Annotated in this window: 16 protein-coding genes; 9 read left to right on the top strand and 7 right to left on the bottom strand. The window is 64.1% G+C overall.

Translation table 11 applies throughout. The features are described from left to right. Nucleotides 1-44: 44 nt before the first annotated feature. The 5 genes from KW568_RS10145 to gnd form a co-directional block, all read right to left on the bottom strand. Nucleotides 45-665, bottom strand: coding sequence for a TetR/AcrR family transcriptional regulator (locus KW568_RS10145; protein WP_003251271.1), 621 nt, complete (start codon nt 663-665; stop codon nt 45-47). Next, complete coding sequence (locus KW568_RS10140) at nt 665-1,021, bottom strand: VOC family protein (protein WP_003251273.1); 357 nt, start codon at nt 1,019-1,021, stop codon at nt 665-667. The genes KW568_RS10145 and KW568_RS10140 overlap by 1 nt, the downstream gene beginning before the upstream one ends. Nucleotides 1,022-1,087: 66 nt before the next feature. Beyond that, the gene (locus tag KW568_RS10135; RefSeq protein ID WP_254913438.1) at nt 1,088-2,926 is read right to left on the bottom strand and encodes a glycoside hydrolase family 15 protein; all 1,839 of its coding nucleotides are present in this window, start codon (nt 2,924-2,926) and stop codon (nt 1,088-1,090) included. A 73-nt stretch (nt 2,927-2,999) separates the two neighbouring features. Beyond that, nucleotides 3,000-4,505 carry a glucose-6-phosphate dehydrogenase gene (gene zwf, locus KW568_RS10130; RefSeq protein ID WP_003251276.1) on the bottom strand — a complete coding sequence of 502 codons (1,506 nt, stop codon included), beginning with the start codon at nt 4,503-4,505 and terminating at the stop codon, nt 3,000-3,002. Continuing rightward, nucleotides 4,502-5,485: a phosphogluconate dehydrogenase (NAD(+)-dependent, decarboxylating) gene (gene gnd, locus KW568_RS10125; RefSeq protein WP_003251278.1), complete on the bottom strand. Its 984-nt coding sequence runs from the start codon at nt 5,483-5,485 to the stop codon at nt 4,502-4,504. Before gnd ends, zwf begins: the two co-directional genes overlap by 4 nt. Nucleotides 5,486-5,687: 202 nt before the next feature. Between gnd and KW568_RS10120 the strand changes: the two genes are divergently transcribed. The 9 genes from KW568_RS10120 to KW568_RS10080 all read left to right on the top strand — a co-directional run bounded on the left by KW568_RS10120 (nt 5,688) and on the right by KW568_RS10080 (nt 19,539). Further along, nucleotides 5,688-5,855 (top strand): DUF6026 family protein, encoded by a 168-nt coding sequence (locus tag KW568_RS10120; protein WP_003251280.1) that lies wholly within the window; start codon nt 5,688-5,690, stop codon nt 5,853-5,855. 649 nt (nt 5,856-6,504) lie between these two features. After that, nucleotides 6,505-8,064, top strand: a complete 1,560-nt coding sequence (gene glgA, locus KW568_RS10115; RefSeq protein ID WP_004576079.1) for a glycogen synthase GlgA — start codon at nt 6,505-6,507, stop codon at nt 8,062-8,064. Nucleotides 8,065-8,078: 14 nt separating this feature from the next. Then, a complete protein-coding gene (gene treZ, locus KW568_RS10110) occupies nt 8,079-9,821 on the top strand; it encodes a malto-oligosyltrehalose trehalohydrolase (protein ID WP_004576080.1) in 1,743 nt (580 codons plus the stop codon). Continuing rightward, nucleotides 9,818-11,887, top strand: coding sequence for a 4-alpha-glucanotransferase (gene malQ, locus KW568_RS10105; RefSeq protein ID WP_004576081.1), 2,070 nt, complete (start codon nt 9,818-9,820; stop codon nt 11,885-11,887). Before treZ ends, malQ begins: the two co-directional genes overlap by 4 nt. After that, on the top strand, nt 11,884-14,658 hold the full coding sequence (locus KW568_RS10100; RefSeq protein ID WP_004576082.1) for a malto-oligosyltrehalose synthase: 2,775 nt from the start codon (nt 11,884-11,886) through the stop codon (nt 14,656-14,658). The genes malQ and KW568_RS10100 overlap by 4 nt, the downstream gene beginning before the upstream one ends. Nucleotides 14,659-14,672: 14 nt before the next feature. Beyond that, nucleotides 14,673-14,939, top strand: a complete 267-nt coding sequence (locus tag KW568_RS10095) for a DUF2934 domain-containing protein (protein ID WP_012051796.1) — start codon at nt 14,673-14,675, stop codon at nt 14,937-14,939. Between the two features lie 136 nt (nt 14,940-15,075). Then, nucleotides 15,076-17,229: a glycogen debranching protein GlgX gene (glgX, locus tag KW568_RS10090; protein WP_004576083.1), complete on the top strand. Its 2,154-nt coding sequence runs from the start codon at nt 15,076-15,078 to the stop codon at nt 17,227-17,229. A gap of 121 nt (nt 17,230-17,350) precedes the next feature. Continuing rightward, nucleotides 17,351-18,145 (top strand): endonuclease/exonuclease/phosphatase family protein, encoded by a 795-nt coding sequence (locus tag KW568_RS10085; RefSeq protein ID WP_003251297.1) that lies wholly within the window; start codon nt 17,351-17,353, stop codon nt 18,143-18,145. Nucleotides 18,146-18,462: 317 nt separating this feature from the next. Beyond that, the gene (locus KW568_RS10080; protein ID WP_004576084.1) at nt 18,463-19,539 is read left to right on the top strand and encodes an autotransporter outer membrane beta-barrel domain-containing protein; all 1,077 of its coding nucleotides are present in this window, start codon (nt 18,463-18,465) and stop codon (nt 19,537-19,539) included. A gap of 107 nt (nt 19,540-19,646) precedes the next feature. Here KW568_RS10080 and glgB read toward each other — a convergent pair whose 3' ends face one another. Both glgB and treS read right to left on the bottom strand, forming a co-directional pair. Continuing rightward, complete coding sequence (gene glgB, locus KW568_RS10075; RefSeq protein WP_003251302.1) at nt 19,647-21,857, bottom strand: 1,4-alpha-glucan branching protein GlgB; 2,211 nt, start codon at nt 21,855-21,857, stop codon at nt 19,647-19,649. After that, nucleotides 21,854-25,174, bottom strand: coding sequence for a maltose alpha-D-glucosyltransferase (treS, locus tag KW568_RS10070; RefSeq protein ID WP_103518097.1), 3,321 nt, complete (start codon nt 25,172-25,174; stop codon nt 21,854-21,856). The genes glgB and treS overlap by 4 nt, the downstream gene beginning before the upstream one ends. Nucleotides 25,175-25,313: the final 139 nt, after the last annotated feature.

Here is a 25,313-nt window from a genome sequence, read left to right as displayed (position 1 = left end):
AAGGCCGCTCCCACAAAAAGACCACGTCCACCTGGAATGCCGGTTCACGGCGCCAGCCCTATTCCCCGCAAGATCACGCTGGTCACCGTCTGCACCGCATTCTCGAAGGCCATGTCAGACAGCGCCTCGCCGCCGTTGAGCAACTGCACCTGGTAACCAAAGTCAGCATAGTGCTGGGTAGACGCCCAGATCATGTACAGCAACGCCGAAGGCTCTACCGGCAGAATACGCCCCTCTTCCACCCAGCAGCGGATCTTGGCTTCTTTCATCTTCGCCCAGGGCACCAGGCTTTCGTCGAGGTTCACCCCCAGTACCGGCGCCCCGTGCAGCATCTCTTCGGCCCAGATTTTCGAGCCCAGCGGCCGCGAGCGCGAATGGCCCATCTTTGCCCGGATGTAGCTGGTCAGCACCACACGCGGGTCGTCGAAGTTCTCGAAGCACAGGGCGTCCTGCTTCCACACATCCAGCAGGTCCTGCAGCACCGCGCGGAACAGCTCGTCCTTGGTGCTGAAGTAATAATGCAGGTTGGAGCGTGGCAGCTCCGCCTGCTCGGCGATATCACCCATGGAGGTGGCGCCGTAGCCCTTCTCTGCAAACACCTTTTCCGCCGCTTGCAGGATTTTTTCGATATTGCGTCGGCGGATTTCGATCTTGTGATTGGCCATCAGGCTTGCGCCGTCCACACCGCCAGCTCATAACCGTCCGGGTCGATGAAATGAAAGCGCCGCCCGCCGGGGAAGGCAAAGGTCGCCCGGCTGATTTTCGCCCCGGCAGCTTCGATCCGTTGCTGCGTGGCCTCCAGGTCGTCAGCGTACAGGATGACCAGCGGCCCGCCCGGGCGCACCGGCTCACCCGTGGTGAAGCCACCCGTCAACCGGCCATCGCTGAACTCGGTGTAGGTCGGCCCGTAGTCGGTGAACGCCCAGCCAAACACACTGCCATAGAAGGCCTTGCTCCGTGAGATGTCGCTGACATTGAACTCGATATTGTCGATCTGCCGGTCAGTACCGCGAATGCCCATGTATGCTCCGTGCCGAAAGGGTTTGGCCTAGTCTACTCCGGTCAAGGCAGTCGCCCTACTCATTCGCTACCCACAACGCGCCCGGTCACGTGCCGGGCACTGTGCGCGGTGCAGATTCAGCGCAGTGTTGATGATGCCTATCTGGCTGAAGGCCTGGGGGAAGTTGCCGAGCATGCGCTGGCCGGCCGAGTCGTACTGTTCGGCCAGCAGGCCGAGGTCGTTGCACAGGCCGGTCAGGTGTTGGTACAGCGCTTCGGCTTTGGCCTGGCGCCCCAGCAATACATATACGTCAGCCAGCCAGAACGAACACACCAGGAAGGTGCCCTCTCCCGGCGTCAGGCCGTCGCTGCAGCTGTCACTGTCATAGCGCAGCAGCAGGCCGTTCTTCATCAGACGCTGTTCGATCTGTTCGAGGGTGCGCATGAAGCGTGGGTCATCCGCCGGCAGGAAGCCGGTCAGGGCGATCTGCAACAGGCTGGCGTCCATTTCGGTCGAACCATAGGCCTGGACGAAGAACCGGCCGCTGGGGTCCAGGCCGTGCTCGCACACGTCGCGGTGAATTTCGTCCGCCACCTGGCGATAATGCTGCCCGCGCTCGCGGCCTTCTTCTGTGGTGTCGGCCAGCCCTGCGGCGCGGTCGAAGGCGACCCAGGCCATCACCTTGGAGTGCACGAACTGCTGCCGGCCGCCACGCACTTCCCAGATGCCCTCGTCCGGCTCGCGCCAGATGCGTTCGACATAAGGCAATATCAAGCGCGAAATGGCGGCGCTGCGCGGGTGACGGGGCAACCCGCCCCTGATCGCCTGAGTCATCGCATCGGCCAGTTCGCCATAGATGTCCAGTTGTGTCTGCGCCGAGGCGGCGTTGCCCACCCGCACCGGCTGTGAATGTTCATAACCGGCCAACCACGGCAAGGTGTACTCCTGCAGGTCACGCTCGCCAGCCAGGCCATACATGATCTGCATCTGCTCAGGGTTGCCGGCCACCGAGCGCAGCAGCCACTCACGCCAAGCCTGGGCCTCGTCGAAGTAACCAAGGTTCATGAAGGCCAGCAGGGTCATGGTCGCGTCGCGCAGCCAACAGAAGCGGTAGTCCCAATTGCGCTCGCCACCCACACGCTCAGGCAACGACGTGGTGACGGCAGCGACAATACCGCCGGTGGGGGCGTAGGTCATGGCCTTGAGGGTGAGCAGCGAACGACGCACCAGGGCGGTATATGGCCCTACCTGCGGGCAGCGGTCGGCGAAGGCTTGCCATTGCTCACAGGTGTTTGCCAGGGCATGGTCGATGTTGCAGTCAGGCTGCACCGGCAAGTGCGAGGGCTGGTGACGCAGGCTGAAGACCTGGCGCTGGCCCGTGCTGACACGAAAGCGGCAGCCGGTATGGTGGTCGCGGGCTTGCGGGGGCACGGTGCTGCACAGGATCAAACGGTCAGGGCCGGCGACGGCACTGAGGGTCAGTGGGTCGAGCCGTTCCACCCAGGGCACGCTGCGGCCGTAGTCGAAGCGCATGACCAGGTCCATTTCGAAATGGGTTTCGCCGGACAAGCCTTCGACGATGCGCACCACCGAATTGACTTCGCCCAAGGGCATGAAGTCGAGCACCCGGGCACGACCGCTGGCGGTGACCCAGGTGGTTTCCAGCACCAGGGTGTCGCCCAGGTATTGGCGGCTGCTGTGCGTTACCGGGTCGCAAGGGGCCAGGCGCCAGCGGCCATTTTCTTCGTTGCCCAGCAGGGCCGCGAACACGGCGGGGGCGTCGAAGCGTGGCAGGCACAGCCAGTCCAGCGCGCCATCGCGGCTGACCAGCGCCGCACTGCGGCAGTTGCCCAGCAGAGCGTAGTCTTCGATGTGGGCAGGCATTGAGTCTCCTTTGAGTGGTTGCCTGTGCTGGCCTCTTCGCAGGTGCCTGAGGGAATGGAATGCCCTGCAGGCGCGGGCTTGCCCGCGAAAGGGCCGGCACAGGCTTGCAAAACTCTCACCCCAACCGGTGCCACTCCCGCTTGTCGCGGGTCAGCAATTCATTGCCGGCCTCAGGCCCATCTTCGCCAGCCGAGTACTCATGCACTTCGCCGCCCTGGGCCCAGGCATCGAGAAACGGCTGCACCGCTCGCCAGCCGTTTTCGATGTTGTCAGCCCGCTGGAACAGGGTCTGGTCACCGGTCAGGCAGTCATAGATCAGCGTCTCGTAGCCAGTGGCCGGGGTCATCTTGAAGAAGTCCTTGTAGGCAAAACCCAACTCGACATTCTCCATCACCAGCTCTGGCCCGGGCCGTTTGGCTTGCAGGTCGAACCACATGCCTTCATTGGGCTGGATCTGGATTTTCAGGTAGTTGGGCTTGGGCCGTTCCAGCTCCGACTCACGAAACTGCGCATACGGTGCGGGCTTGAAGCAGATGGCAATCTCGGTGTCACGCACGCTCATGCGCTTGCCGGTGCGCAGGTAAAATGGCACGCCGGCCCAGCGCCAGTTGTCGATCATCACCTTCAGCGCCACGTAGGTCTCGGTCTGGCTATCCGGCGCGACGTTGGCCTCCTGACGGTAGCCTGGCAACGGCTTGCGCCCCTGCTTGCCAGCGCTGTACTGGCCTCGCACGGAATTCTTCAGGGCCATTTTTGCCGACCATGGGCGGATAGCGCCGATTACCTTGGCCTTTTCACCGCGCACCGCATCAGCGCCGAACGCGGCCGGCGGCTCCATGGCCACCATCGCCAGCAACTGGAACAAGTGGTTGGGCACCATGTCGCGCAGGGCGCCGGTGCTGTCATAGAACGCACCACGGGTCTCGACACCAACGGTTTCCGCTGCGGTGATCTGCACGTGGTCGATGTAGTGATTGTTCCAGAACGATTCGAACAGGCCGTTGGAAAAGCGGCTGACCAGAATATTCTGCACCGTCTCTTTGCCCAGGTAATGGTCGATGCGGTAGATCTGCCGTTCACCCATCACCTTCAGCAGGCAGGCGTTGAGCGCCTCGGCACTGGCCAGATCGGTGCCGAACGGTTTTTCAACCACCACCCGGCGAAAGCCGCCGGCAGACTCGTCCAGCAGGCCGGCCTGCCCCAGGCGCTGCGCCACCTCGGGGAAGAAGCGCGGCGACGTGGCCAGATAGAAAATGGCATTGCCGTGGCGGGTCTTTTCGATGCGCCTGGCCAGGGCCTGGTAGGTGGCCGGATCGAGAAAGTCGCCCGTCTGGTAATCCAGGCGCTTGGCCAGGCGGGCCCATAGTTTCTCGTCCAGGCACTTGGCGCTGCCCTCGCTTCCTTTGTCACGCTCGACCATGAACGCGTGCAGGCGCGCGGCGAAATCCTCGGCGCTGGCCGGGTTATGGTCAACGCCGACGATGCGCAGGTTACGGTCCAGCAAACCGTCGCGGCTGAGGTTGTACAGCGCGGGCATCAGCAGGCGCTTGACCAGGTCGCCATTGGCGCCGAACAGGAACAGGGTACAAGGAGGGGCGGCCGCAAGGGTCTGTTTAGTCATTCGCCTTTCTTCTCGACGTGGCCACCGAAGCCCAGGCGCATGGCCGAGAGGATCTTGTCACCGTAGGTGCCCTGTTGCTGGCGCGAACGGAAGCGCGCGAACAGTGCGCTGGACAACACCGGCACCGGCACCGCCTGCTCGACGGCGGCGTCGATGGTCCAGCGGCCTTCGCCACTGTCGGACACCGAGCCACTGAATTGCGACAGCTGAGGGTCGGCCACCAGCGCATCGGCGGTAAGGTCGAGCAGCCACGAGGTCACCACGCTGCCGCGTCGCCACACTTCGGCAATTTCGGCCACGTTCAGGTCGAAGCGCTGGTCTTCGGGCAGCTCGTTGCCGCCTTTGCTGCGCAGCAGGTCGAAGCCTTCGGCATAGGCCTGCATCAGGCCGTACTCGATGCCGTTATGCACCATTTTCACGTAGTGCCCGGCGCCCGGTGGGCCGGCATGGATATAGCCGTGCTCGGCACGCTGGTGCTCGCCGCTGCGGCCATGGGTACGCGGGATGTCGCCCACGCCCGGCGCCAGCGCCTTGAACAGCGGCTCGAGGCGCTCGAACACGTCCTTTTCGCCGCCGATCATCATGCAGTAGCCCCGGTCCAGGCCCCACACGCCGCCGGAAGTCCCGACGTCCAGATAATGCAGGCCGCGCTTGGCCAGTTCGGCGGCGCGGCGCATGTCGTCCTTGTAGAAGGTGTTGCCGCCGTCGATGATCGCATCGCCCGGTTCCAGCAATTCGGCCAGCTGGGCGATGGTCTGCTCGGTGGCGTCGCCAGCCGGCAGCATCACCCAGACCGCGCGCGGCGCTTTCAGCTTTTGCACCAGTGCACCGAGGTCATGCGCGCCCTGGGCGCCTTCGCCCTCCAGGCCGGTGATGGCTTCACGGTTGCGGTCGTGCACCACGGTGCGGTGACCGGCGCGCATCAGGCGCCTTGCGATATTACCGCCCATACGGCCCAGCCCGATGATTCCCAGTTGCATGAGCCAATGCTCCCTTTTCGAAATGGATGACGACAGTCCAGCTTTTCAGATTAGTCCAGCATGCCGCCCGAGGGTTCAGCGACGAACGGCAAGACCACAATAAACAAAAAAGTTCCCAAGCCCGGTGAAAGAATTCAGAATGCGCACCGCGTGAAGCGTCTACGCTTTGACTTGTCACCAGCCAAAACCGCGAGGTGTGCTCATGGGTACATTGATGCCTGCAACCCCACCCCAGACCCTCTATGTCTCCGTGCGCCGTGATGAGCTGCGTAAACTTAAGGACGAACGTGACCAGTTGCGTCAGCAGGTCGCCCAGTTGAACCTGCTGTTGGCGCAGCAACGCGCTGGCGATAAAGCGGTCAGCCTCTGATCGATTCCTTTTTCGCCTGTGGGGGCTGCATGGCTCCCACCCGATCCTGAATCCAGTCGCCGTCTTTGAACCCTATCGGGCAACCGAAGCGGCCTTGTGCCCAAAAAGGGCCAGCACTGAAAGCAGAATCCTGCGCCCATACCCACCTCTTCGCAGCCTAAAGCCACGCTTACGCCTACGCACCCAAAAGGTGCATTGCGCGTAACGAGCCACAATTTGGCGCAGCTCGAAACCCCTCTGCCCCACACTCGCCCCCCCCTTTTCGCAACCCGTCACAAACGCCAACGTTTGCGTCTATTGCGCACATAACAATAGTGACCAGTGGGTCACCTTTTTAGCACTTTCTCTCCTACACTCAGTTTTCGGCCCGCCATTTGCTCAATGGAAGAGTGACCCCAAAAAAGTCGAACTTTCAGGAAACCCGGCAGGTCATGAACATAAGTAGGCCAGACGCATTGGGCTATTCCCGATCCTCGGCCCACACACCCCAACCAGTCCAAGCGCCTTCGGCCGGAATGCTGATCGCGTAGTGCCTGCGCGCACGACCCTGGGGCATGGAACGCACTAAGCAGATTCAAACTAGAGAGAACCAGCACGAAACATCGCCACGGGTGCCAGCACCCGACCAAGCATAGGGACGGAGAGAAGTATGATCAGTGCCGCTGTCGAGCCTCACGTAGACGCTTTCAAACCGGATAACCGCGAGCCGCTCACCCCGGACTTCGCCACGACAGGCAAGGCACCCGGCGCCCAGCGCCAGCAAAACCCGAACATGCGCAAGATTCTGTTCGTGACCTCGGAAATCGCTGATCTGGTGAAAACCGGTGGCCTGGGTGACGTGTCCGCTGCCCTGCCCCGTGCCCTGGCGCACCTGCACGATGTGCGGGTACTTATCCCCGGCTACCGCCAGGTGATGGAAAGCGACAACCCTATACATATCGTGGGTGAACTGGGTGGTCACGCGGCCCTGCCGCCCTGCAAGATCGGGCGCATGGACATGGCCGACGGCCTGGTCATCTATGTGTTGATCTGCCCCGAACTGTACCAGCGCGACGGCACACCCTATGGTGCCAACAATGGCCGCGACTGGCCCGACAACCACATCCGCTTCGCCCGCCTGGGCCTGGCTGCCGCCGAAATCGCTGCCGGCGAAGGCAAGATCCACTGGACGCCGGAAGTGGTGCACGCGCATGACTGGCCGGCCGGCCTGGCCCCGGCCTACATGCACTGGCGTGGCCTGAATACGCCCACGCTGTTCACCATCCACAACCTGGCGTACCAAGGGGTGTACAGCCGCGGTTGCAGCCCGGAGCTGGCGATACCCGAACATGCCATGCAGCAAGAAGGCATGGAGTTCTACGGCAAGCTGTCGTTCCTCAAGGCCGGCCTGGCCTACTCCAGCCACATCACCACAGTCAGCGCCACCTATGCCCGGGAAATCACCACCCCGGAATTCGGCTGCGGCCTGGACGGTTTCCTCGCCAGCAAGGCCCAGCAAGGCCTGCTCGGTGGCATCCCCAACGGCATCGACGAAAGCTGGGACTCGGCTACCGACAAGCACCTGCAACACAACTTCAGCATCAATGACTGGGAGGGCAAAGCGCGTAACACCCAGGAGGTGCGCGAGCTGTTCGGCCTGGAAGATTCCGAAGGCCCACTATTCGCCGTGGTGTCCCGCCTGGTCTATCAAAAGGGCCTGGACCTGACCCTGGGCGTGGCCGACTACATCGTCGAGCAAGGCGGGCAGATCGCGATCATCGGCCGCGGCGAGCCGGAAGAAGAACAGGCCATGCGCGAGCTGGCGCTGCGTCACCCGGGCCGCATCGGTGTGCGTATCGGCTTCAATGAAACCGATGCCCGGCGCATGTTCGCCGGCAGCGATTTCCTGCTGATGCCGTCTCGGTATGAGCCGTGCGGCCTTAGCCAGATGTACGCGCAACGCTTCGGCTCGCTGCCGGTAGCACGCAATACCGGTGGCCTGGCCGACACCATCGAGTGCGGCGTGACGGGCTTCCTGTTCAACGAGTCCACCGTCGAGAGCTACCGCGACGCACTCAGCCGCGCCTTCTATGTTTACGGCAAGAAGGACCTGCTGAACGCCATGCGCTGCCTGTCGATGACCCAGCCGTTCAACTGGTGCCAGGCGGTTGAACCCTATGCCCGCCTGTACGAGGACCTGGTCAAGCAGACACAACTGAGCCACTACTGAGCGGGGGTCAGAAGATGCACAGACATGGCGCACACTTGCTGGACGCCACGTCGGCGCGCTTCGCCCTCTGGGCGCCGGATGCGCGCAGCGTGAGCGTGGAACTGGAGCAGCAGCCGGCCATCGAACTGCTGCCGGATGATGAGGGTTGGTACAGCGGCGTAGTGCCATGCAAGGCCGGTGACCGTTACCACTACCGTATCGACGGCGAGCTGCAGGTGGCCGACCCGGCCTCGCGCTACCAGCCCGACGGCGTACAGGGGCCAAGCCAGGTAGTGGATGTGGCCGGTTATGCCTGGCAGCACCCGTGGCAGGGCCGGCCTTGGCATGAGGCCGTGATCCAGGAGGTGCATGTCGGCCTGCTCGGGGGGTATGCCGGGGTTGCCCGGCAACTGCCGCGCCTGGCCGAACTGGGCATCAGCGCGATCGAATTGATGCCGCTGGGGCAGTTCCCCGGCGAACGCAACTGGGGCTACGACGGCGTACTGCCTTACGCCCCACAGAACACCTACGGCAGCCCCGAGCAGCTGTGCGCACTGATCGATCAGGCCCACGGCCACGGGCTGATGGTGCTGGTCGATGTGGTGTACAACCACTTCGGACCTGACGGCAATTACCTGCACCAGTACGCCAGCCCGTTCTTCCGTGAAGACCGGCAGACACCGTGGGGCGCGGCCATCGATTTTCGCCGCCCGCAGGTACGCGAGTACTTTATCCAGAATGCCCTGATGTGGCTGTGCGACTACCGCTGCGACGGCCTGCGCCTGGATGCCGTGCATGCCATCGACCAGCCCGATTTCCTGATCGAACTGGCCCAACGGGTACGCGCCGCCGTAGAACCGAGTCGGCACGTGTGGCTGGTGCTGGAGAACGAGCACAACCAGGCAGGCCTGCTGGAACAGGGTTACGATGCCCAGTGGAACGACGACGGCCACAATGCCCTGCACGTGCTGCTGACTGGTGAAACCGAAGGTTACTACGCCGACTACCAGCATCGCCCCATCGACCAACTGGCCCGGTGCCTTGGCGAAGGTTTCGTGTTCCAGGGCCAGGCCAACCGGCATGGCAAATCACGCGGCGAACCCAGCGGGCATTTGCCGCCCAGTGCCTTCGTGCTGTTCCTGCAGAACCACGACCAGGTCGGCAACCGCGCGCTGGGTGAGCGCCTGACCCGCCTATGCCCCGCGCCAGCTTTGCGTGCAGCCACCGGCCTGTTGCTGCTGGCCCCCATGATTCCGCTGCTGTTCATGGGCGACGAAGCCGGCAGCTGCCAGCCGTTCCTGTTTTTTACCGACTTCCATGACGCGTTGGCCGACGCCGTCCGCGAAGGCCGTCGTGGCGAGTTCGCCCACTTCACCGCGTTCGCCGACCCCACGCAGCGTGAGCACATTCCCGACCCCAATGCCGAACAGACGTTCGCGTCCTCACGCCCGCAAAACAAGGCGGTGATCGCCGGCTGGCACGGCCTTTACCAGCAACTGCTCGACCTGCGCCGCCGCCACGTCATCCCGCACTTGCCCGGCAGCCGTGCGCTGGGCGCCGAGGTGCACGCAGACAAAGCGCTGACCGCGCGCTGGCGGCTGGGCAATGGCAACACATTGCGCATCGACCTGAACCTGGCCGACACCCCGCAGGCCGTCGAACTGCCCGCGCCAACCACACGGCTGTTCGACAGCAGCGACACCCGCCACCCGGATACCCACCTGGCTGCCTACAGCTGCGTGGTCAGCCTGCTTCCCCCTGCCCAGGAGCGCCCATGAGCGAAACCGCCCTGCACCGTCTGGCAACCAGCGTCGGGCTGAACCGCGACTGGATTGACGCCAATGCCAGGCCCCAGCGTGTCAGCGACGACGTGCTGCGCAACGTCCTCGAAGGCCTTGGCCACCCGGCCGGCGATGACGCAGCCGTTGCCGCCAGCCTGCGTGCGGTGGAAACCGCCGAAGACAGCGAACACCTGCCGCCTTTGCTGACCGCCGACCTAGGCCAGCCGCTAGCGCTGGTGCGCTACTTCAGTGCCGCCAGCGTGGCCCACTGCACCCTGGAAGATCACACCTCGGTCACCCTCAGCCTCGATGACCAGGCGCGCCTGCCCGGCGAGCTGCCCATCGGCTATCACCAGGTGGAGATCGACAGCCGCCGCTTCACCGTGGCGGTGGCGCCAACACGCTGCCACAGCCTGGAAGACAAGGTGCAACAGCCGCCACCACGCTACTGGGGCCTGGCAGTGCAGCTGTACAGCCTGCGCCGCCCCGGCGATGGTGGCTTCGGCGACTGCCTGGCGCTGGAGCAGTTGGCCCGCTCGGCCGCCGAGCGCGGCGCCGATGCCTTGGCTATCAGCCCGATTCACGCCCTGTCGGCCATCGACCAGGAACACTACAGCCCCTACTCACCTTCCAGTCGCCTGCTGCTCAACACCCTGTACACCAGCCCCGCAGCCCTGCTGGGTGAACGGGAGGTGCGCATGGCCATCGAAGCCTGCGGGCTGGAGCAACAACTCGAAGAGCTGGAGCAGCGCCCTCTGGTCGACTGGCCACGCGCCGCCAGCGCCCGGCTGCGTTTGCTTGAAGCGCTTTATCAAGGCTTCAGCCAAGGCGACCACCCACTACGCACTGATTTTGACAGCTTCCGCGAAGCCGGCGGCCAGACGCTGGAGCACCACTGCCGCTTCGAGGTGCTGCAGGCCCAGGCGGTGGAGCACGGCCTCGGTGCCGACTGGCGCAACTGGCCCAAAGCCTGGCATGACCCCTACCACCCGGAAGTGGAGGCTTTAGCCAATGCCTACCCGGCCAAGGTCGAGTTCCACGCGTTCTGCCAGTGGCTGACCGAACGTGGCCTGCAACGTGCTCACGAAGCGGCCCGCAGCAATGGCATGGCCGTGGGCCTGATCGCCGACCTGGCGGTGGGCGCCGACGGTGCCGGCAGCCAGGCCTGGAGCCGCCAGGACGAACTGCTGGCCGGCCTGAGCGTGGGTGCGCCGCCCGACATCCTCAACCACGTCGGGCAAGACTGGGGCATTTGCGCCTTCTCGCCCGAGGGCCTCAAGCGTAATGGCTATCGCGCCTTCATCGAGATGCTGCGGGCCAACCTCGCCCACGCTGGCGGCCTGCGCATCGACCATGTGATGGGCCTGCGCCGGCTATGGCTGATCCCGCAGGGGGCCAAACCCAGCGAAGGCGCCTACCTCAATTACCCGCTAGACGACCTGTTGCGCCTGTTGGCGCTGGAGTCGGTGCGTCACCAGGCGATCATCCTCGGCGAAGACCTGGGCACCGTGCCCGACAGCCTGCGTGAAAAGCTGGCCGAGAAGGCGGTGCTGGGCATGCGCGTGCTGCCGTTCGAGCAGACCCAGCCGGGCCAGTTCAAGCCGATTCTCGACTGGCCAGACAACGCCCTGGCCACAACCGGCACCCACGACCTGGCGCCACTGGCCGGCTGGCTGGCAAACCGCGACATCGACTGGAGACACCGCTTGCAACTGATTGATGCTGCTGCCGAATTGCACTGGCGACACGAGCGTCAGAAAGAACGCGACGGCCTGCGCCGCATCCTGGAGGCCAACTACGGCGAACTGAAGGACAACGACGCGCTGATCGATGCGGCCATCCGCTTCGTTGGCCATACCCGTGCGCCGCTGGTGCTGGTACCGCTGGAAGACCTGCTGGGCTGCGACGAGCAACCCAACCTGCCGGGCACCACCAATGGCCATCCCAACTGGCGGCGGCGCTTTGCCCTTCCAGTACGCGAACTGCTCGACGATGAGGACGCCGCACGGCGCCTGGAGCTGCTGGCCCAGGCCCGCGAACAGGCGTGGGAGCGTGACCGATGAAGCCACTGACCGCGACCCTGCGCCTGCAATTCCACAGCGACTTCACCCTCGATCACGCTGTACCGCTGGTGCCGTATTTCGCCCAGCTGGGCATCAGCCACCTGTATGCCTCGCCCATCCTCAAGGCCCGCGCTGGCTCGCGCCATGGCTACGACGTGGTCGATCCTACCTGCGTCAACCCGGAGCTGGGCGGCGAGGCTGCGCTGGAGCGCCTGGTTGCCGCCCTGCGCCAGCATGGCATGGGGCTGATCCTCGACACGGTGTCCAACCACATGGCCGTGGGCGGTGCCGACAACCCTTGGTGGCAAAGCCTGCTGGCCTGGGGACGGCGCAGCCCGTATGCAGCGTTCTTCGACATCCAGTGGCACTCCAGCGACCCACTGCTGGCCGGGCAACTGCTGTTGCCGTTCCTCGGCAGCGACTACGGCGTGGCGCTCAAGAAGGGTGAGATACCGCTGCAGTTCGACAAACAGCAGGGGCTGCTGCAGGTGGCCCATTACGCGCATCGTTTCCCGATCTGCCCGGTCGATTACGGCTGGATTCTCGCGCTCAGCCCAGAGCCTGCGCTAAAGGCTCTGGCCGAACGCTTCACTGCTTTGGGCGACTCGGCCACCCCGCTGGCCGATAGCCTGCCGCTCCAAGCCGAACTGGCACGCCTGGTGCGCGAAGGTGCCGACCTCGAATCGGCCCTGGTGGCCTTCGACAGCCGCAGCGAGGCCGGTTTCAAGCGCCTGCACCTGCTGCTGGAGCGCCAGACCTACCGCCTGGCCAGCTGGCGCACCGCCGCCGACGACATCAACTGGCGGCGCTTCTTCGACATCAACGAGCTGGGCGGCCTGCGCGTGGAGCGCGCCGTGGTGTTCGAAGCCACCCATGCCAAGCTGTTCGAACTGATCGAACGTGGCCTGGTGGACGGCCTGCGCATCGACCATATCGACGGCCTTGCCGACCCGCGTGGCTACTGCCGCAAACTGCGCCGGCGGGTTGATGGCCTGCTGACGCGGCGGCCGCTGAATGCAGGGCTGGAGCACTTCCCCCTGTACGTGGAAAAGATCCTGGGTGCCGACGAGCACCTGCACCGCGACTGGCTTACCGACGGCACCACCGGCTACGAGTTCATGAACCAGGTGTCGCTGCTGCAACATGATCCGGCCGGCGAAGCGCCGCTGAGCGAACTGTGGAGCAACGTCAGCGAGCGCCCGGCGTTCACCGAAGAAGTGCGCCAGGCCCGTCACCTGGTGCTCAACGCCAGCCTGGCCGGTGACTGCGAGTCGGTGGCCCAGGCACTGTTGCAGGTGGCGCGCAACGACCTGATGACCCGTGACCTGACCCTGGGCGCGATTCGCCGGGCCTTGCAGGCGTTGGTGGCGCATTACCCGGTTTACCGAACCTACTTCAATGCCTGCGGGCGCCCGGCGCAGGACGAAACGTTCTTCCAGCAGGCCCTGACCAACGCCCGGCAAGACCTTGCCGAAGCCGACTGGCCGCTACTGGACCAACTTGAACGGTGGCTGGGCGGGCAAGCCTGGCGGCACCTGCCACCCGGGCGCGCCCGCAAGCAACTGCGCCACGCCTGCGTGCGCTTCCAGCAGCTCACTGCCCCCAGCGCCGCCAAAGCCGTGGAAGACACCGCCTTTTATCGCAGCGCGCGGCTGCTGTCGCGCAACGACGTGGGTTTCGACGCCGAGCGCTTCAGCGCCCCCCCCATGCATTTCCACAACGAGGCCCAGCGGCGCCTGCGCGATTTCCCCGACAACCTGCTGACCACCGCCACCCACGACCACAAGCGCGGCGAAGACACGCGTGCACGCCTGGCCGTACTCAGCGAGCGCGGCACGTGGCTGGCCAGCCGGGTGGAGCACTGGCGTGAGCTGGCCGCCCCCCTGCGCGCGCAGTTGGACGACGGGCTGGCACCCAGCCCCGGCGACGAGTTGATGCTGCTACAGACCCTGCTCGGCAGTTGGCCCTTGGACCTCGACCTGAACGACGACAATGCCCTGCGCCAATACGCCGAGCGTGTTCGCCAGTGGCAGCAGAAGGCCCTGCGCGAGGGCAAGCTGCGCAGTAGCTGGAGCGCACCGAACGAGGCCTACGAAGGCGCCTGTGCTCATTACCTCGACGGCCTGCTGCTGGACAGCGAGAACCAGCAACTGCGCAAGTCGCTGGCCGACGCGGCGCAGCTGCTGGCCTGCCCCGGCGCACTCAATGGCTTGGTCCAGGCCCTGTTGCGCATGACCACACCCGGTGTGCCCGACCTCTACCAGGGCAACGAATACTGGGACTTCAGCCTGGTCGACCCGGACAACCGCCGTGCCGTGGACTACGCGTCGAGGCGTCGCACGCTGGACGACGCCACGCCGGCAGCCGAGCTGCTGGCGCACTGGCGCGACGGCCGCGTCAAACAGGCCTTGATCGCGCGGGTGCTGGACTGCCGCCAGGCCCACGCCGAGCTGTTCCGCCGCGGTGCCTACCTGCCACTGACCGTACAGGGCCGGCACGCTGACAAGGTCATTGCCTTTGCTCGCCTGTGGGAAGGCGAGCACGCCATCGTCGTCGCCCCGCGCCTGGCCAGCGGCCTGCTCGGAGGTGCCGCTACACCGTTGATCCCGGCACAGAACTGGGACGACACCCGGCTGGTATTGCCGTTTGCCTTGTCACCTGCCAACTCGACGGGACTTTTCGCCTGTGCGGCGGTCAGCTCTTCAAAGGAGTTGCTGTTGAGCGCCGTGCTGGCGGAGTTTCCGGTCAACGTGTTGATACAACAATCTTGAGCATCAGGAGCGTCATGATGAGTGTCGATGAAAAGCGTATTCGCGAATTTGCCTACCAGATCTGGGAATCCGAAGGTAAGCCCGTAGGAGAGGAAGAACGCCACTGGGAAATGGCCCGCAAGCTGGCCGAGGCCGAAGCACTGGCGCCCAAGGCAGCCCCGCGCAAGAAAGCAGCGGCCAAACCGAAGGCGCCTGCAGAACCCAAGGCGGCTGCCCTGCCGGGGGTTAAACCCGCTGCAGCGAAAAAGCCCCGGGCGGTGAAAAAGCCTACTGCCGGTTAAGCCTGTCCGGGCCTCTTCGCGGGTAAACCCGCTCCTACAGGTTCATCACAGGCGCATGTAGGAGCGGGTTTACCCGCGAAGAGGCCAATGCAGGACAGCACAATTCCCCTTCCATCACGGCCACTCGAGGATCGTCATGAGCCCCCGCACCCCAAAGAAAACCCGCTCGGTCGCACCATCGCGCATCCGCGAAGGCATGCCCTTCCCCCTCGGCGCCACCTGGGATGGCCTTGGGGTCAACTTCGCCCTCTTCTCGGCCAACGCCACCAAGGTCGAGCTGTGCCTGTTCGACTCCACCGGCGAGCAGGAAATCGAGCGCATAGAGCTGCCCGAATACACCGATGAGATCTACCATGGCTACCTCCCCGACGCTCACCCCGGCCTGGTCTATGGCTACCGGGTGTACGGCCCCTACGAGCCGGAAAACGGCCACCGCTTCAACCCCAACAAACTGCTGATCGACCCGTATGCCAAGCAACTGGTCGGCAGCCTGAAATGGTCCGAGGCACTGTTCGGCTACACCATCGGCCACCCCGACGGTGACCTGTCGTTCGACGAGCGCGACAGCGCGCCTTTCGTGCCCAAATGCAAGGTCATCGACCCGGCGTTCACCTGGGGCCGCGACCAGCGCGTGCAGATCCCATGGGAGCGCACGATCATTTATGAAGCGCATGCCCGCGGCATCAGCATGCGCCACCCGGCTGTGCCTGAAGAACTGCGCGGCACCTTCGCCGGCCTGGCCAACGACGAGTTGCTCAAACACATCAAGGACCTTGGCGTGTCGAGCATCGAGCTGCTGCCGATTCACGCCTTCGTCAACGACCAGCACCTGCTGGACAAGGGCCTGAACAACTACTGGGGCTACAACAGCATCGCCTTTTTCGCCCCGCACCCGCGCTACCTGGCCAGCGGCAAGATCGCCGAGTTCAAGGAGATGGTCGCGCACCTGCACGACGCCGGGCTCGAAGTGATCCTGGACGTGGTCTACAACCACACCGCCGAAGGCAACGAGCGCGGCCCGACCCTGTCGATGCGCGGCATCGACAACGCCTCGTACTACCGCCTGATGCCGGACGACAAGCGCTACTACATCAACGACTCCGGCACCGGCAACACCCTGGACCTGAGCCACCCCTGCGTGCTGCAGTTGGTCACCGACTCGCTTCGCTACTGGGCCGGCGAAATGCACGTGGATGGCTTTCGCTTCGACCTGGCGACCATCCTTGGCCGTTACCACGATGGCTACAGCGAGCGTCATGGCTTCCTGGTCGCCTGCCGCCAGGACCCGATGCTGAGCCAGGTCAAGCTGATTGCCGAACCATGGGATTGCGGCCCCGGCGGCTACCAGGTGGGCAACTTCGCCCCGGGCTGGGCGGAATGGAACGACCGCTTCCGCGATACCGCACGCGCCTTCTGGAAAGGCGACGAAGGCCAGTTGGCCGATTTTGCCGCCCGCTTGACCGCCTCGGGCGACATGTTCAACAACCGCGGGCGCCGGCCCTATTCCTCGGTCAACTTCATCACCGCCCACGACGGCTTCACCCTGCGCGACCTGGTGTCCTACAACCACAAGCACAACGAAGACAACGACGAAAACAACCAGGACGGCACCGACAACAACCTGTCGTGGAACTGCGGCGTCGAAGGGCCGACCGACGACCCGGCGATCAATGCCCTGCGCATGCGCCAGATGCGCAACTACTTCGCCACCCTGCTGCTGGCCCAGGGCACGCCAATGATCGTTGCCGGCGACGAGTTCAGCCGCACCCAGCACGGCAACAACAACGCTTACTGCCAGGACAGCGAGATCGGCTGGGTGAACTGGGACCTGGACGAGGAAGGCCAGGAGCTGCTGGCCTTCGTCAAGCGCCTGACGCGTCTGCGCCTGGCCTACCCGGTGCTGCGCCGCTCACGCTTTCTGGTGGGTGACTACAATGAGGCAATTGGGGTCAAGGACGTGACCTGGCTGGCACCCGATGGCAACGAGATGAGTGTTGAGCAATGGGAAGACCCACACGGGCGTTGCCTGGGCATGCTGATAGATGGCCGGGCACAGGTCAGCGGTATCGCCCGGCCAGGTGCCGAGGCCACCGTGCTGCTGATCGTCAATGCCCACCATGACGTGGTGCCATTCAAGCTGCCGGCCGTGCCCGAAGGCGATTACTGGAGCTGCCTGGTCGATACCGACCGGCCGGAGTTGCGCAAGGGGCAGCACCTGCAGTTCGACAGTACCTTCGAGGTGAAGGGCCGGTCGATGCTGCTGATGGTGTTGCAGCGCGACGAGGAGTGAACCGTGATAACCCAGGCAGGTCTTACGTTTTGATCGCTACGCCATACCTGTGAGCGCGGGTTTGCCCGCTGCCACAGGTTTTAGCGGCGACAGTAAGGCAGGGTTAACTTCAGGAGGATTTGTGAGCCTCGAAGCCGGCAGTAATGGTTTCGCCAGCGTCAGCCAGGCCCCAGCCGTGAAACGCCTGCGGGTACTGACGGTGAACACCCACAAGGGCTTCACCGCCTTCAACCGGCGCTTTATCTTGCCGGAGCTGCGCGAGGCCGTGCGCAGCACACAGGCCGACATTGTCTTCCTTCAGGAAGTGCTCGGCAGCCACGACCGCCACGCCGCGCGCTACCCCGGCTGGCCGCAGACCTCGCAGTACGAATTCCTCGCCGACAGCATGTGGAGCGACTTTGCCTACGGCCGCAACGCGGTCTACCCTGACGGCCACCACGGCAATGCGCTGCTGTCCAAATACCCGATCATCGAGCACCGCAACCTGGACGTGTCGATCACCGGCCCCGAACGCCGCGGCCTGTTGCACTGTGTGCTGGAGGTGCCGGGGCAAGGCCAGGTGCATGCGGTCTGCGTGCACCTGTCGTTGCTGGAAAGCCACCGGCAAAAGCAGCTGCAGTTGCTGCGTAAACTGCTGGACGCCCTGCCGGCCAACGCCCCGGTGATCATCGCCGGCGACTTCAACGACTGGAAAAGCCACGGCAACCGCACCCTTGGCCTGCAACGCGACTTGCACGAAGCCTTCGAACGCCACCACGGCCACCTCGCCCGCACCTATCCTGCCCGCCTGCCACTGCTGCGACTGGACCGCATTTACCTGCGTAATGCCGAAAGCCATGGGCCGCGGATTCTGGGGCACAAACCTTGGTCGCACCTGTCAGATCATCTGCCACTGGCAGTGGAAGTGCGCCTTTAGCAATCATTCTTCATAGCCACGGCACGGCAAATAGCGATCCCCGCTATACCCTGCTGTTTTTACCAATAAAACAACAGGTTGAGCGTTACGACATACCTTGAACACTTCCTTCACGCTTTCTTGACGCAAGCGGTGACCTCTCCTTAGCTGAACGATACCAAGCTGTAAAAAACTTGCGCCGGGCCTCTAGCTCGCGCCTTCGTGCGCGCTTGCGATAACTGGCGTACTGGTTTGGGTCGCCCACTGTTTTTGCCGTACAGCTCGTGACAACAGGCCAGTTTTCTCGGGCTGCACCACCAAAACAAAGGAGATCCGCCATGAAAAGCACCTCGAACCCCTTGCGCTTCGACAGCATTTTCTACGCGGTTTCCACGTCGCTGCTTCTGGCAACCCCGGTGGAAACGATCGCGTACGAACTGCAGGGTGACCCCACCTCCCCCGGCTTTCTGCAGCAACCCGTGGCGGCGCAACTGTCGCTCGACCGGCTCAGTGCCAGTGGGTTGAGCCTCGGCACCCTCAATGCGTTTTCGCAGCAAATGAGCGAACGCCACCGGCAGGCGCCACCCGACCTGATTGCCAGTCAATGGGCGCAGTTCTTCCCCACCCGTGCGCGCGGCCGCGCGCTGCCCCCGGCACAGCTGGAGGCGCCCAGCCAGCAACTGATGATCGGCCCGGACCTGTTCGTGCGTGAAACTGCAGCGGGCGATGTGCACCGCGCAGGGATTTTCGTGGGGCACAACAACCTGCAAAGCAGCTTCAAAGGCATGCGCCCTCTGCTGGGCGACAAGCAGCGCAAAGCGGTGAACTTGAGCGGAGAAAGCCTGGGGGTGTACTGGAGCATGACCCATGAACAGGGTTGGCACCTGGATGCCGTGGCCATGGGCTCGCGGATCGACGTGATGGGCCGTGGCGAAAACGGCCAGCGCCTGGACGACAGTGGCCATGCAATGACCTTCTCGGTAGAGGGCGGTTACCCGATCCGCCTGGGTGGCAACTGGGTCATCGAACCCCAGGCACAGTTGATCAACCAGCAGTTCTTCCCTGGCAACCAGGTGCAGGAGGAGACCTTGCAAGCCTTCGACAGCCAGCCGAGCTGGAGCGGCCGGGTCGGTGCCAAGTTGTCCGGGCGCTACGAAGTGCGCGGCATGCCCATCGAACCCTATGTGCGGACCAACGTGTGGTATGACTTCAGCAATGCCGATGAGGTGAAGCTGGACCAGGTCGACAAAATTTCCAGCTCGCGCTACTCGACTACCGTGGAGTTAGGGTTGGGGTTGGTGGCGCGGGTGACGCCTTCGGTGGCCATGTTCGTCAGCGCCGATTACAGCAGCGATGTGGATGACAATGACCTGAACGGGTTGATTGGCAGCCTTGGGGTGCGGATGCGGTGGTAGGCAGGGCCGGCCTCTTCGCGGGTAAACCCGCTCCTACAACGATCACCGCCGGGTGCGGCCTGCGTAGGAGCGGGTTTACCCGCGAAAGGGCCCGTACAGCCAACCGATCAGGCGGGCTTCATGATCAACACCCCCAGCGGCGGCAGGTTCAGGGCCAGCGATAATGGCTGCCCGTGGCTGGCCACTGCCTCACTGGCCACCGCCCCCAGATTACCCACGTTCGACCCGGCATACAGCTCGGCATCGCTGTTCAGCAGCTCCTGCCAACGCTCGCCGAACGGCACGCCAATGCGGTAACCCTCACGGGGTACCGGGGTGAAGTTGGCCACCACCAGCACCGGCTCGCCGCTGCTGCTCCAGCGCAGCCAGGCGTACACGCTGTTTTGCGCGTCGTCACCGATCAGCCACTGGAAGCCCTGCGGCTGGCAATCCTGCTCGTGCAGCGCCGGCACTTCGCGGTACAGGCGGTTGAGGTCACCCACCAGGCGCTGCACGCCCTGGTGCTCGGGATACTGCAGCAGGTACCAGTCCAGTTCGCTGTCGTGGTTCCACTCACGCCACTGGCCGAACTCGCAACCCATGAACAGCAGCTTCTTGCCCGGGTGTGCCCACATGAAGGTGAGATAGGCACGCAGGTTGGCGAACTTCTGCCAGCGGTCGCCGGGCATCTTGTCGATCAGCGAATGCTTGCCGTGCACCACCTCATCATGGGAAATGGGCAGGATGAAGTGCTCGGAATAGGCATAGATCAGCCCGAAACTCATCTCGTTGTGGTGGTAGGTGCGGTGCACCGGATCGTTCTGGATGTAGTGCAGGGTGTCGTGCATCCAGCCCATGTTCCACTTGTAGGCAAAACCCAGGCCGCCCTGTTGGGTAGGCTGGCTGACCCCAGGCCAGGCGGTGGACTCTTCGGCGATGATCAGCGCACCCGGGGCCTCGTGGGCAGCGACGCCGTTAAGGTGGCGGATGAAGTCGATGGCTTCCAGGTTCTCGCGCCCGCCGTGACGGTTGGGTACCCATTCGCCAGCCTTGCGCGAGTAGTCGCGGTACAGCATCGAGGCCACCGCATCGACGCGCAGGCCGTCGATGTGGAAATGCTTCAACCAGTGCAGCGCCGAAGCCATCATGAAGCCGCGCACTTCATTGCGCCCGAGGTTGTAGATCAGCGTGTTCCAGTCCTGGTGGTAGCCCTCCAGGGGGTTATCGTATTCGTACAGCGCAGTGCCATCGAAGCGCGCCAGGCCATGTTCGTCGGTGGGAAAATGCGCCGGCACCCAGTCCAGCAGCACACCAATGCCTCCCTGGTGGCAGGCGTCAATGAACGCGGCGAAATCCTCGGCACTGCCATAGCGCGAGGTGGGCGCGAACATCGACAGTGGTTGATAGCCCCAGGAGCCGCCGAACGGGTGTTCCATGATCGGCAGCAGTTCGATGTGGGTAAAGCCCAGTTCCTGCACATAGGGCACCAGCCGTTCGGCCAGTTCGCGCCAGTTGTAGAAACGCCCGACTTCGCCCGCTTCGTCCAGCTCGCAGCGCCATGACCCTGGGTGCAGCTCGTAGATCGACAACGGCGCGTTGTAGGCATGGCGCTGGGCGCGTTGCGCCATCCAGTCATGATCCTGCCAGGCGTGGCTGAGTTCACCGGCTACCTTGGACGCCGTGCTCGGCGGCAGCTCGGTGGCACGGGCCAGCGGATCGGCCTTCAGCGGCAGTATGCCGTCCTTGCCAAGCACTTCGAACTTGTAGGTTTCGCCCACGCCCAGGCGCGGAATGAACAGCTCCCACACCCCCGCGCCATGCCGCAGGCGCATGGGGTGGCGGCGGCCATCCCAGTTGTTGAAATCACCCACCACCGACACCCGCCGGGCATTCGGCGCCCAGACCGAGAAACACACACCGTCGATGCCATCGACCTGAGTCGGCTGGGCACCGAAGCGCCCGGACAAATCGCGGTGATTGCCTTCCGCGAACAAGTGAAGGTCCATGTCACCCAGTTGCGGGCCAAAGCTGTAGGGGTCTTCGGTAACCTGTTCGCCACCGGCCCAGACGATATGAAACTGGTAGGGCTGTGCCTCATCGAGGTGCGCACTGAACAACCCAGGCAGGCTGCCCTGCTCCATTTCGGCAAGGACCCGCCCGTCATCCCGGGCCTGAACGCGCACTTTCAGGGCATTGGGCAGAAAGGCGCGGACCACCTGCCCGCCTGCGCCGTCGCCGTGGGGGCCGAGTACCGCAAAAGGATCGGCGTGTTCGGCGCGGGCCAGGGCGTCGAGGTCCCGTTGCCGAAGGCCACCGTTTTCACGCGTTGTAACGTTCATTCTGACTCTCCCCAGGTACTGATCAGTCCATGCAGACCATGCAAAGGCACGGCCAGCCAGCTCGGACGGTTTTCGGCTTCGTATGTGATCTCGTAGGCGGCTTTTTCCAGGCAGAACAATTCCAGCGCAGCGCGCTCACCCTCGGCGTGCTGCCAGGCGTGAGGCATGGCGGCGGTGGCCAGCCCATAGGCTTCGACAAAGGCATGCCGGGACTGGTGCAGGTACTGCCGGGCAACCCGCTGCCGGGCTTGCCGCGCCGGCTCGGAAAGGTCCACCGCAGACGCGCTGCGCAAGATCATCGCAGCAGCATAGTCGAAGGAACGCAGCACGCCGCTGACATCCTTGTAGGGGCTGTGTTTTGCCCGGCGCTCTTCAAGGGGCCGGGCGGGTTCACCTTCAAAATCGATGAGGTAGGCATCACCCTGCACCACGAGCACCTGGCCCAGGTGCAGGTCGCCGTGCACACGCATCAGCAGGCCACCCTGAGCCTGCTTGCTCAGGGTGTCGATGTGCTGGGCCAGGCCGTCACGCTGTTGCTGCAGGTCGTCGACCAAGGACTGGCTGTCGCTGTCCAGCGTGTCGCGATGCTGCGCCAGCAGGTCGAGGGCGTGGGTCAGTTCGGTGCTGATCTGTGCACGCCAGCGCTCGCTGTCCTGCGCATCGCTGGGGCGCGGCTGGAAGGCCGGGTCTTCGGTGGGGGCGGCCAGCAGCAGGTGCATCTCGCCCAGACGCTGGCCAAGCAAGGCCGCAAAGCCGCTGAGTTCGGCCAACGCGTCAGTGTGCGCTTCGGCGTCGTTGCGGGTTGGCTCCATCTGGTCGCGGATGGCCCGTTCCAGCGTGTTCTGGGTCCAACCCCAGGCATCGCCCTGGTTGCTCAAGTAACCCTGGGCAATCATCAGCAGGTGCGGCGCGTGTTGCTCGTCCACCCGGCTGACCCAGGCCAGCAGCGGCGAAATGTTAGCAAAGCCGGCGGCGGTCAGGTAGGCACTCATTTCCAGCTCTGGATGGATGCCCGGGTTGACCCGGCGGATCAACTTGAGCACCACGCGGTCGCCGATGACCACCGAACTGTTGGACTGCTCGGCACTGAGGTAGCGCACTTCGCTCTCGTCGTCGAGCGCCAGGCCGGCCAGCTGCTCTGTGCATTCAAAGCGCAATTCACCCTCACTGTCGCCACACGGCAGACGCAGGCCATCCTGACAGGCTTGCATCACAGCGTGAATGAACGGCTCAAGGACGAAGGCGTCTGTGATCAAGCCAACCTGGTGGGTACGGCGCACCCGCGACAACGCCAGCTGCTGCGGCAGCGCGGTGTGGATCTGTTCCTCACGCAGCAGGCCGAAAGGCAGCTGGTAGCGGGTAGCCGTGCCGTCGCTGAGTACTTCGATTTCGCTGAGCAACACCGGCGTGGCGGCGGTGCCGAAACGTACGCCGTAACACAGGCGCACGGCGTCGATCGGCCCTTCCTTGCCGGCGAACCAGCGGCGCTTGGGCAGGTACTGCGGCAGGATGGTGCTTTGCAGCGTATCGCTTGCGGGGGCTTGCAGCAGTTCTTCCATGCGCTTGCGCAGTACCAATGTGGTCAATTCGGGTAACCCCTCGGTGGCCTGGATGTGCCAGCTGGGCATGCGATCGCGGCTGGCCAGCAGGAACCAGTAGAAGGCATAAGGTGGCAAGGTCAGCAGAAACGGCAGTTGGCCGATTGGCGGGAACGCGCTGCCGCCCAGCATCTCCACCGGTACTTTGTCGGCGTATTGTGACAATTCGAGTTCGGCAGCCTGGGCGGCGCGGGACACGTTGGCCACGCAGAGGATGACCTCGGTATTGCCGTCGGCGTCGGTGTACTCGCGGATATAGGCAAGGATGCGCCGGTTGCTGGGCGTGAGGGTACGCAGGCTGCCGCGGCCAAAGGCCTTCTGCTGCTTGCGCACCGCCAGCATGCGCCGGGTCCAGTTCAGCAGCGAATGCGGGTCGTGGCTTTGCGCCTCGACGTTGACGGTCTGGTAACCGTAGAGCGGGTCCATGATCGGCGGCAGCACCAGGCGCTGCGGGTCGGCGCGGGAAAAACCGCCGTTGCGGTCTGGCGACCACTGCATGGGTGTGCGAACGCCATCGCGGTCACCCAGATAGATATTGTCGCCCATACCCAGTTCGTCGCCGTAATACAGGGTTGGCGTGCCGGGCATCGACAACAGCAGGCTGGTCAGCAGCTCTATGCGCCGACGGTCGCGCTGCAGCAGGGGCGCCAGGCGCCGACGAATGCCCAGGTTGATGCGCGCGCGGCGGTCTTCGGCGTAGTAGTTCCACAGGTAGTCGCGCTCGCGGTCGGTGACCATTTCCAGGGTCAGTTCATCATGGTTGCGCAAAAAGATCGCCCACTGGCAGTTGGCCGGGATTTCCGGGGTCTGGCGCAGGATATCGGTGATCGGGAAGCGGTCTTCCATGGCCAGGGCCATGTACATGCGCGGCATCAACGGAAAGTGGAAAGCCATATGGCACTCGTCGCCGTCGCCTTCGCCGAAGTACGGGCGCGTGTCTTCCGGCCACTGGTTGGCTTCGGCCAGCAGCATGCGATCGGGGTAGTTGGCGTCGATCTCGGCGCGGATCGCCTTGAGCACGTCGTGGGTTTCGGCGAGGTTTTCGTTGTTGGTGCCGTCGCGCTCGATCAGGTAAGGGATCGCGTCCAACCGCAGGCCATCTACACCCAGGTCGAGCCAGAAGCGCATGACGCCGATCACCGCCTTGAGCACCTGCGGGTTGTCGAAATTGAGGTCCGGCTGGTGGGAATAGAACCGGTGCCAGAAGTACTGGCCGGCGACCGGGTCCCAGGTCCAGTTGGACTTTTCGGTGTCGAGGAAGATGATGCGCGTACCGTCATACTTCTGGTCATCGTCCGACCACACGTAGAACTCACGCGCCTTGCTGCCGCGCTTGGCGTGGCGGGCGCGCTGGAACCACGGGTGCTGGTCGCTGGTGTGGTTGATGACCAGCTCGGTGATCACCCGCAGGCCGCGCTTGTGGGCCTCGGCGATGAAACGGCGGGCGTCGGCCATGCTGCCGTAGTCGGGGTGCACGGCCTTGTATTCGGCGATGTCGTAGCCGTCGTCACGGCGTGGCGAGGGATAGAACGGCAGCAGCCACAGGGTGTTGACGCCCAGCTCGGCGATATAGTCGAGCTTGCTGATCAGGCCGGCGAAATCACCGATGCCATCGTTGTTCGAGTCGAAGAATGACTTGATGTGCAGCTGATAGATGACAGCGTCCTTGTACCAAAGCGGGTCGTCGATGAAGGCTGCCGGGCGGGAACGCTTGGCCATGTGCGACTCCTTTCAATTGCATGCACAGACATCCGAGCTTGCTCGATCCCCCGTAGGAGCGGGTTTACCCGCGAAGATGACACCGCGGTGCCGAGGTGCATGGCACCGGCTTCGCCGGTGTTCGCGGGTAAACCCGCTC

This window comes from Pseudomonas sp. HD6515, from assembly GCF_024971855.1.
Taxonomy (GTDB): domain Bacteria; phylum Pseudomonadota; class Gammaproteobacteria; order Pseudomonadales; family Pseudomonadaceae; genus Aquipseudomonas; species Aquipseudomonas alloputida.
This window is presented reverse-complemented; position numbering and strand designations above follow the sequence as displayed.

Coding starts and splice junctions, on each gene's coding strand:
- KW568_RS10145 (WP_003251271.1), bottom strand. CDS start 665: ATGGCCAATCACAAGATCGAAATCCGCCGACGCAATATCGAAAAAATC.
- KW568_RS10140 (WP_003251273.1), bottom strand. CDS start 1,021: ATGGGCATTCGCGGTACTGACCGGCAGATCGACAATATCGAGTTCAAT.
- zwf (WP_003251276.1), bottom strand. CDS start 4,505: ATGACTAAACAGACCCTTGCGGCCGCCCCTCCTTGTACCCTGTTCCTG.
- gnd (WP_003251278.1), bottom strand. CDS start 5,485: ATGCAACTGGGAATCATCGGGCTGGGCCGTATGGGCGGTAATATCGCA.
- KW568_RS10120 (WP_003251280.1), top strand. CDS start 5,688: ATGGGTACATTGATGCCTGCAACCCCACCCCAGACCCTCTATGTCTCC.
- glgA (WP_004576079.1), top strand. CDS start 6,505: ATGATCAGTGCCGCTGTCGAGCCTCACGTAGACGCTTTCAAACCGGAT.
- treZ (WP_004576080.1), top strand. CDS start 8,079: ATGCACAGACATGGCGCACACTTGCTGGACGCCACGTCGGCGCGCTTC.
- malQ (WP_004576081.1), top strand. CDS start 9,818: ATGAGCGAAACCGCCCTGCACCGTCTGGCAACCAGCGTCGGGCTGAAC.
- KW568_RS10100 (WP_004576082.1), top strand. CDS start 11,884: ATGAAGCCACTGACCGCGACCCTGCGCCTGCAATTCCACAGCGACTTC.
- KW568_RS10095 (WP_012051796.1), top strand. CDS start 14,673: ATGATGAGTGTCGATGAAAAGCGTATTCGCGAATTTGCCTACCAGATC.
- glgX (WP_004576083.1), top strand. CDS start 15,076: ATGAGCCCCCGCACCCCAAAGAAAACCCGCTCGGTCGCACCATCGCGC.
- KW568_RS10080 (WP_004576084.1), top strand. CDS start 18,463: ATGAAAAGCACCTCGAACCCCTTGCGCTTCGACAGCATTTTCTACGCG.
- glgB (WP_003251302.1), bottom strand. CDS start 21,857: ATGAACGTTACAACGCGTGAAAACGGTGGCCTTCGGCAACGGGACCTC.
- treS (WP_103518097.1), bottom strand. CDS start 25,174: ATGGCCAAGCGTTCCCGCCCGGCAGCCTTCATCGACGACCCGCTTTGG.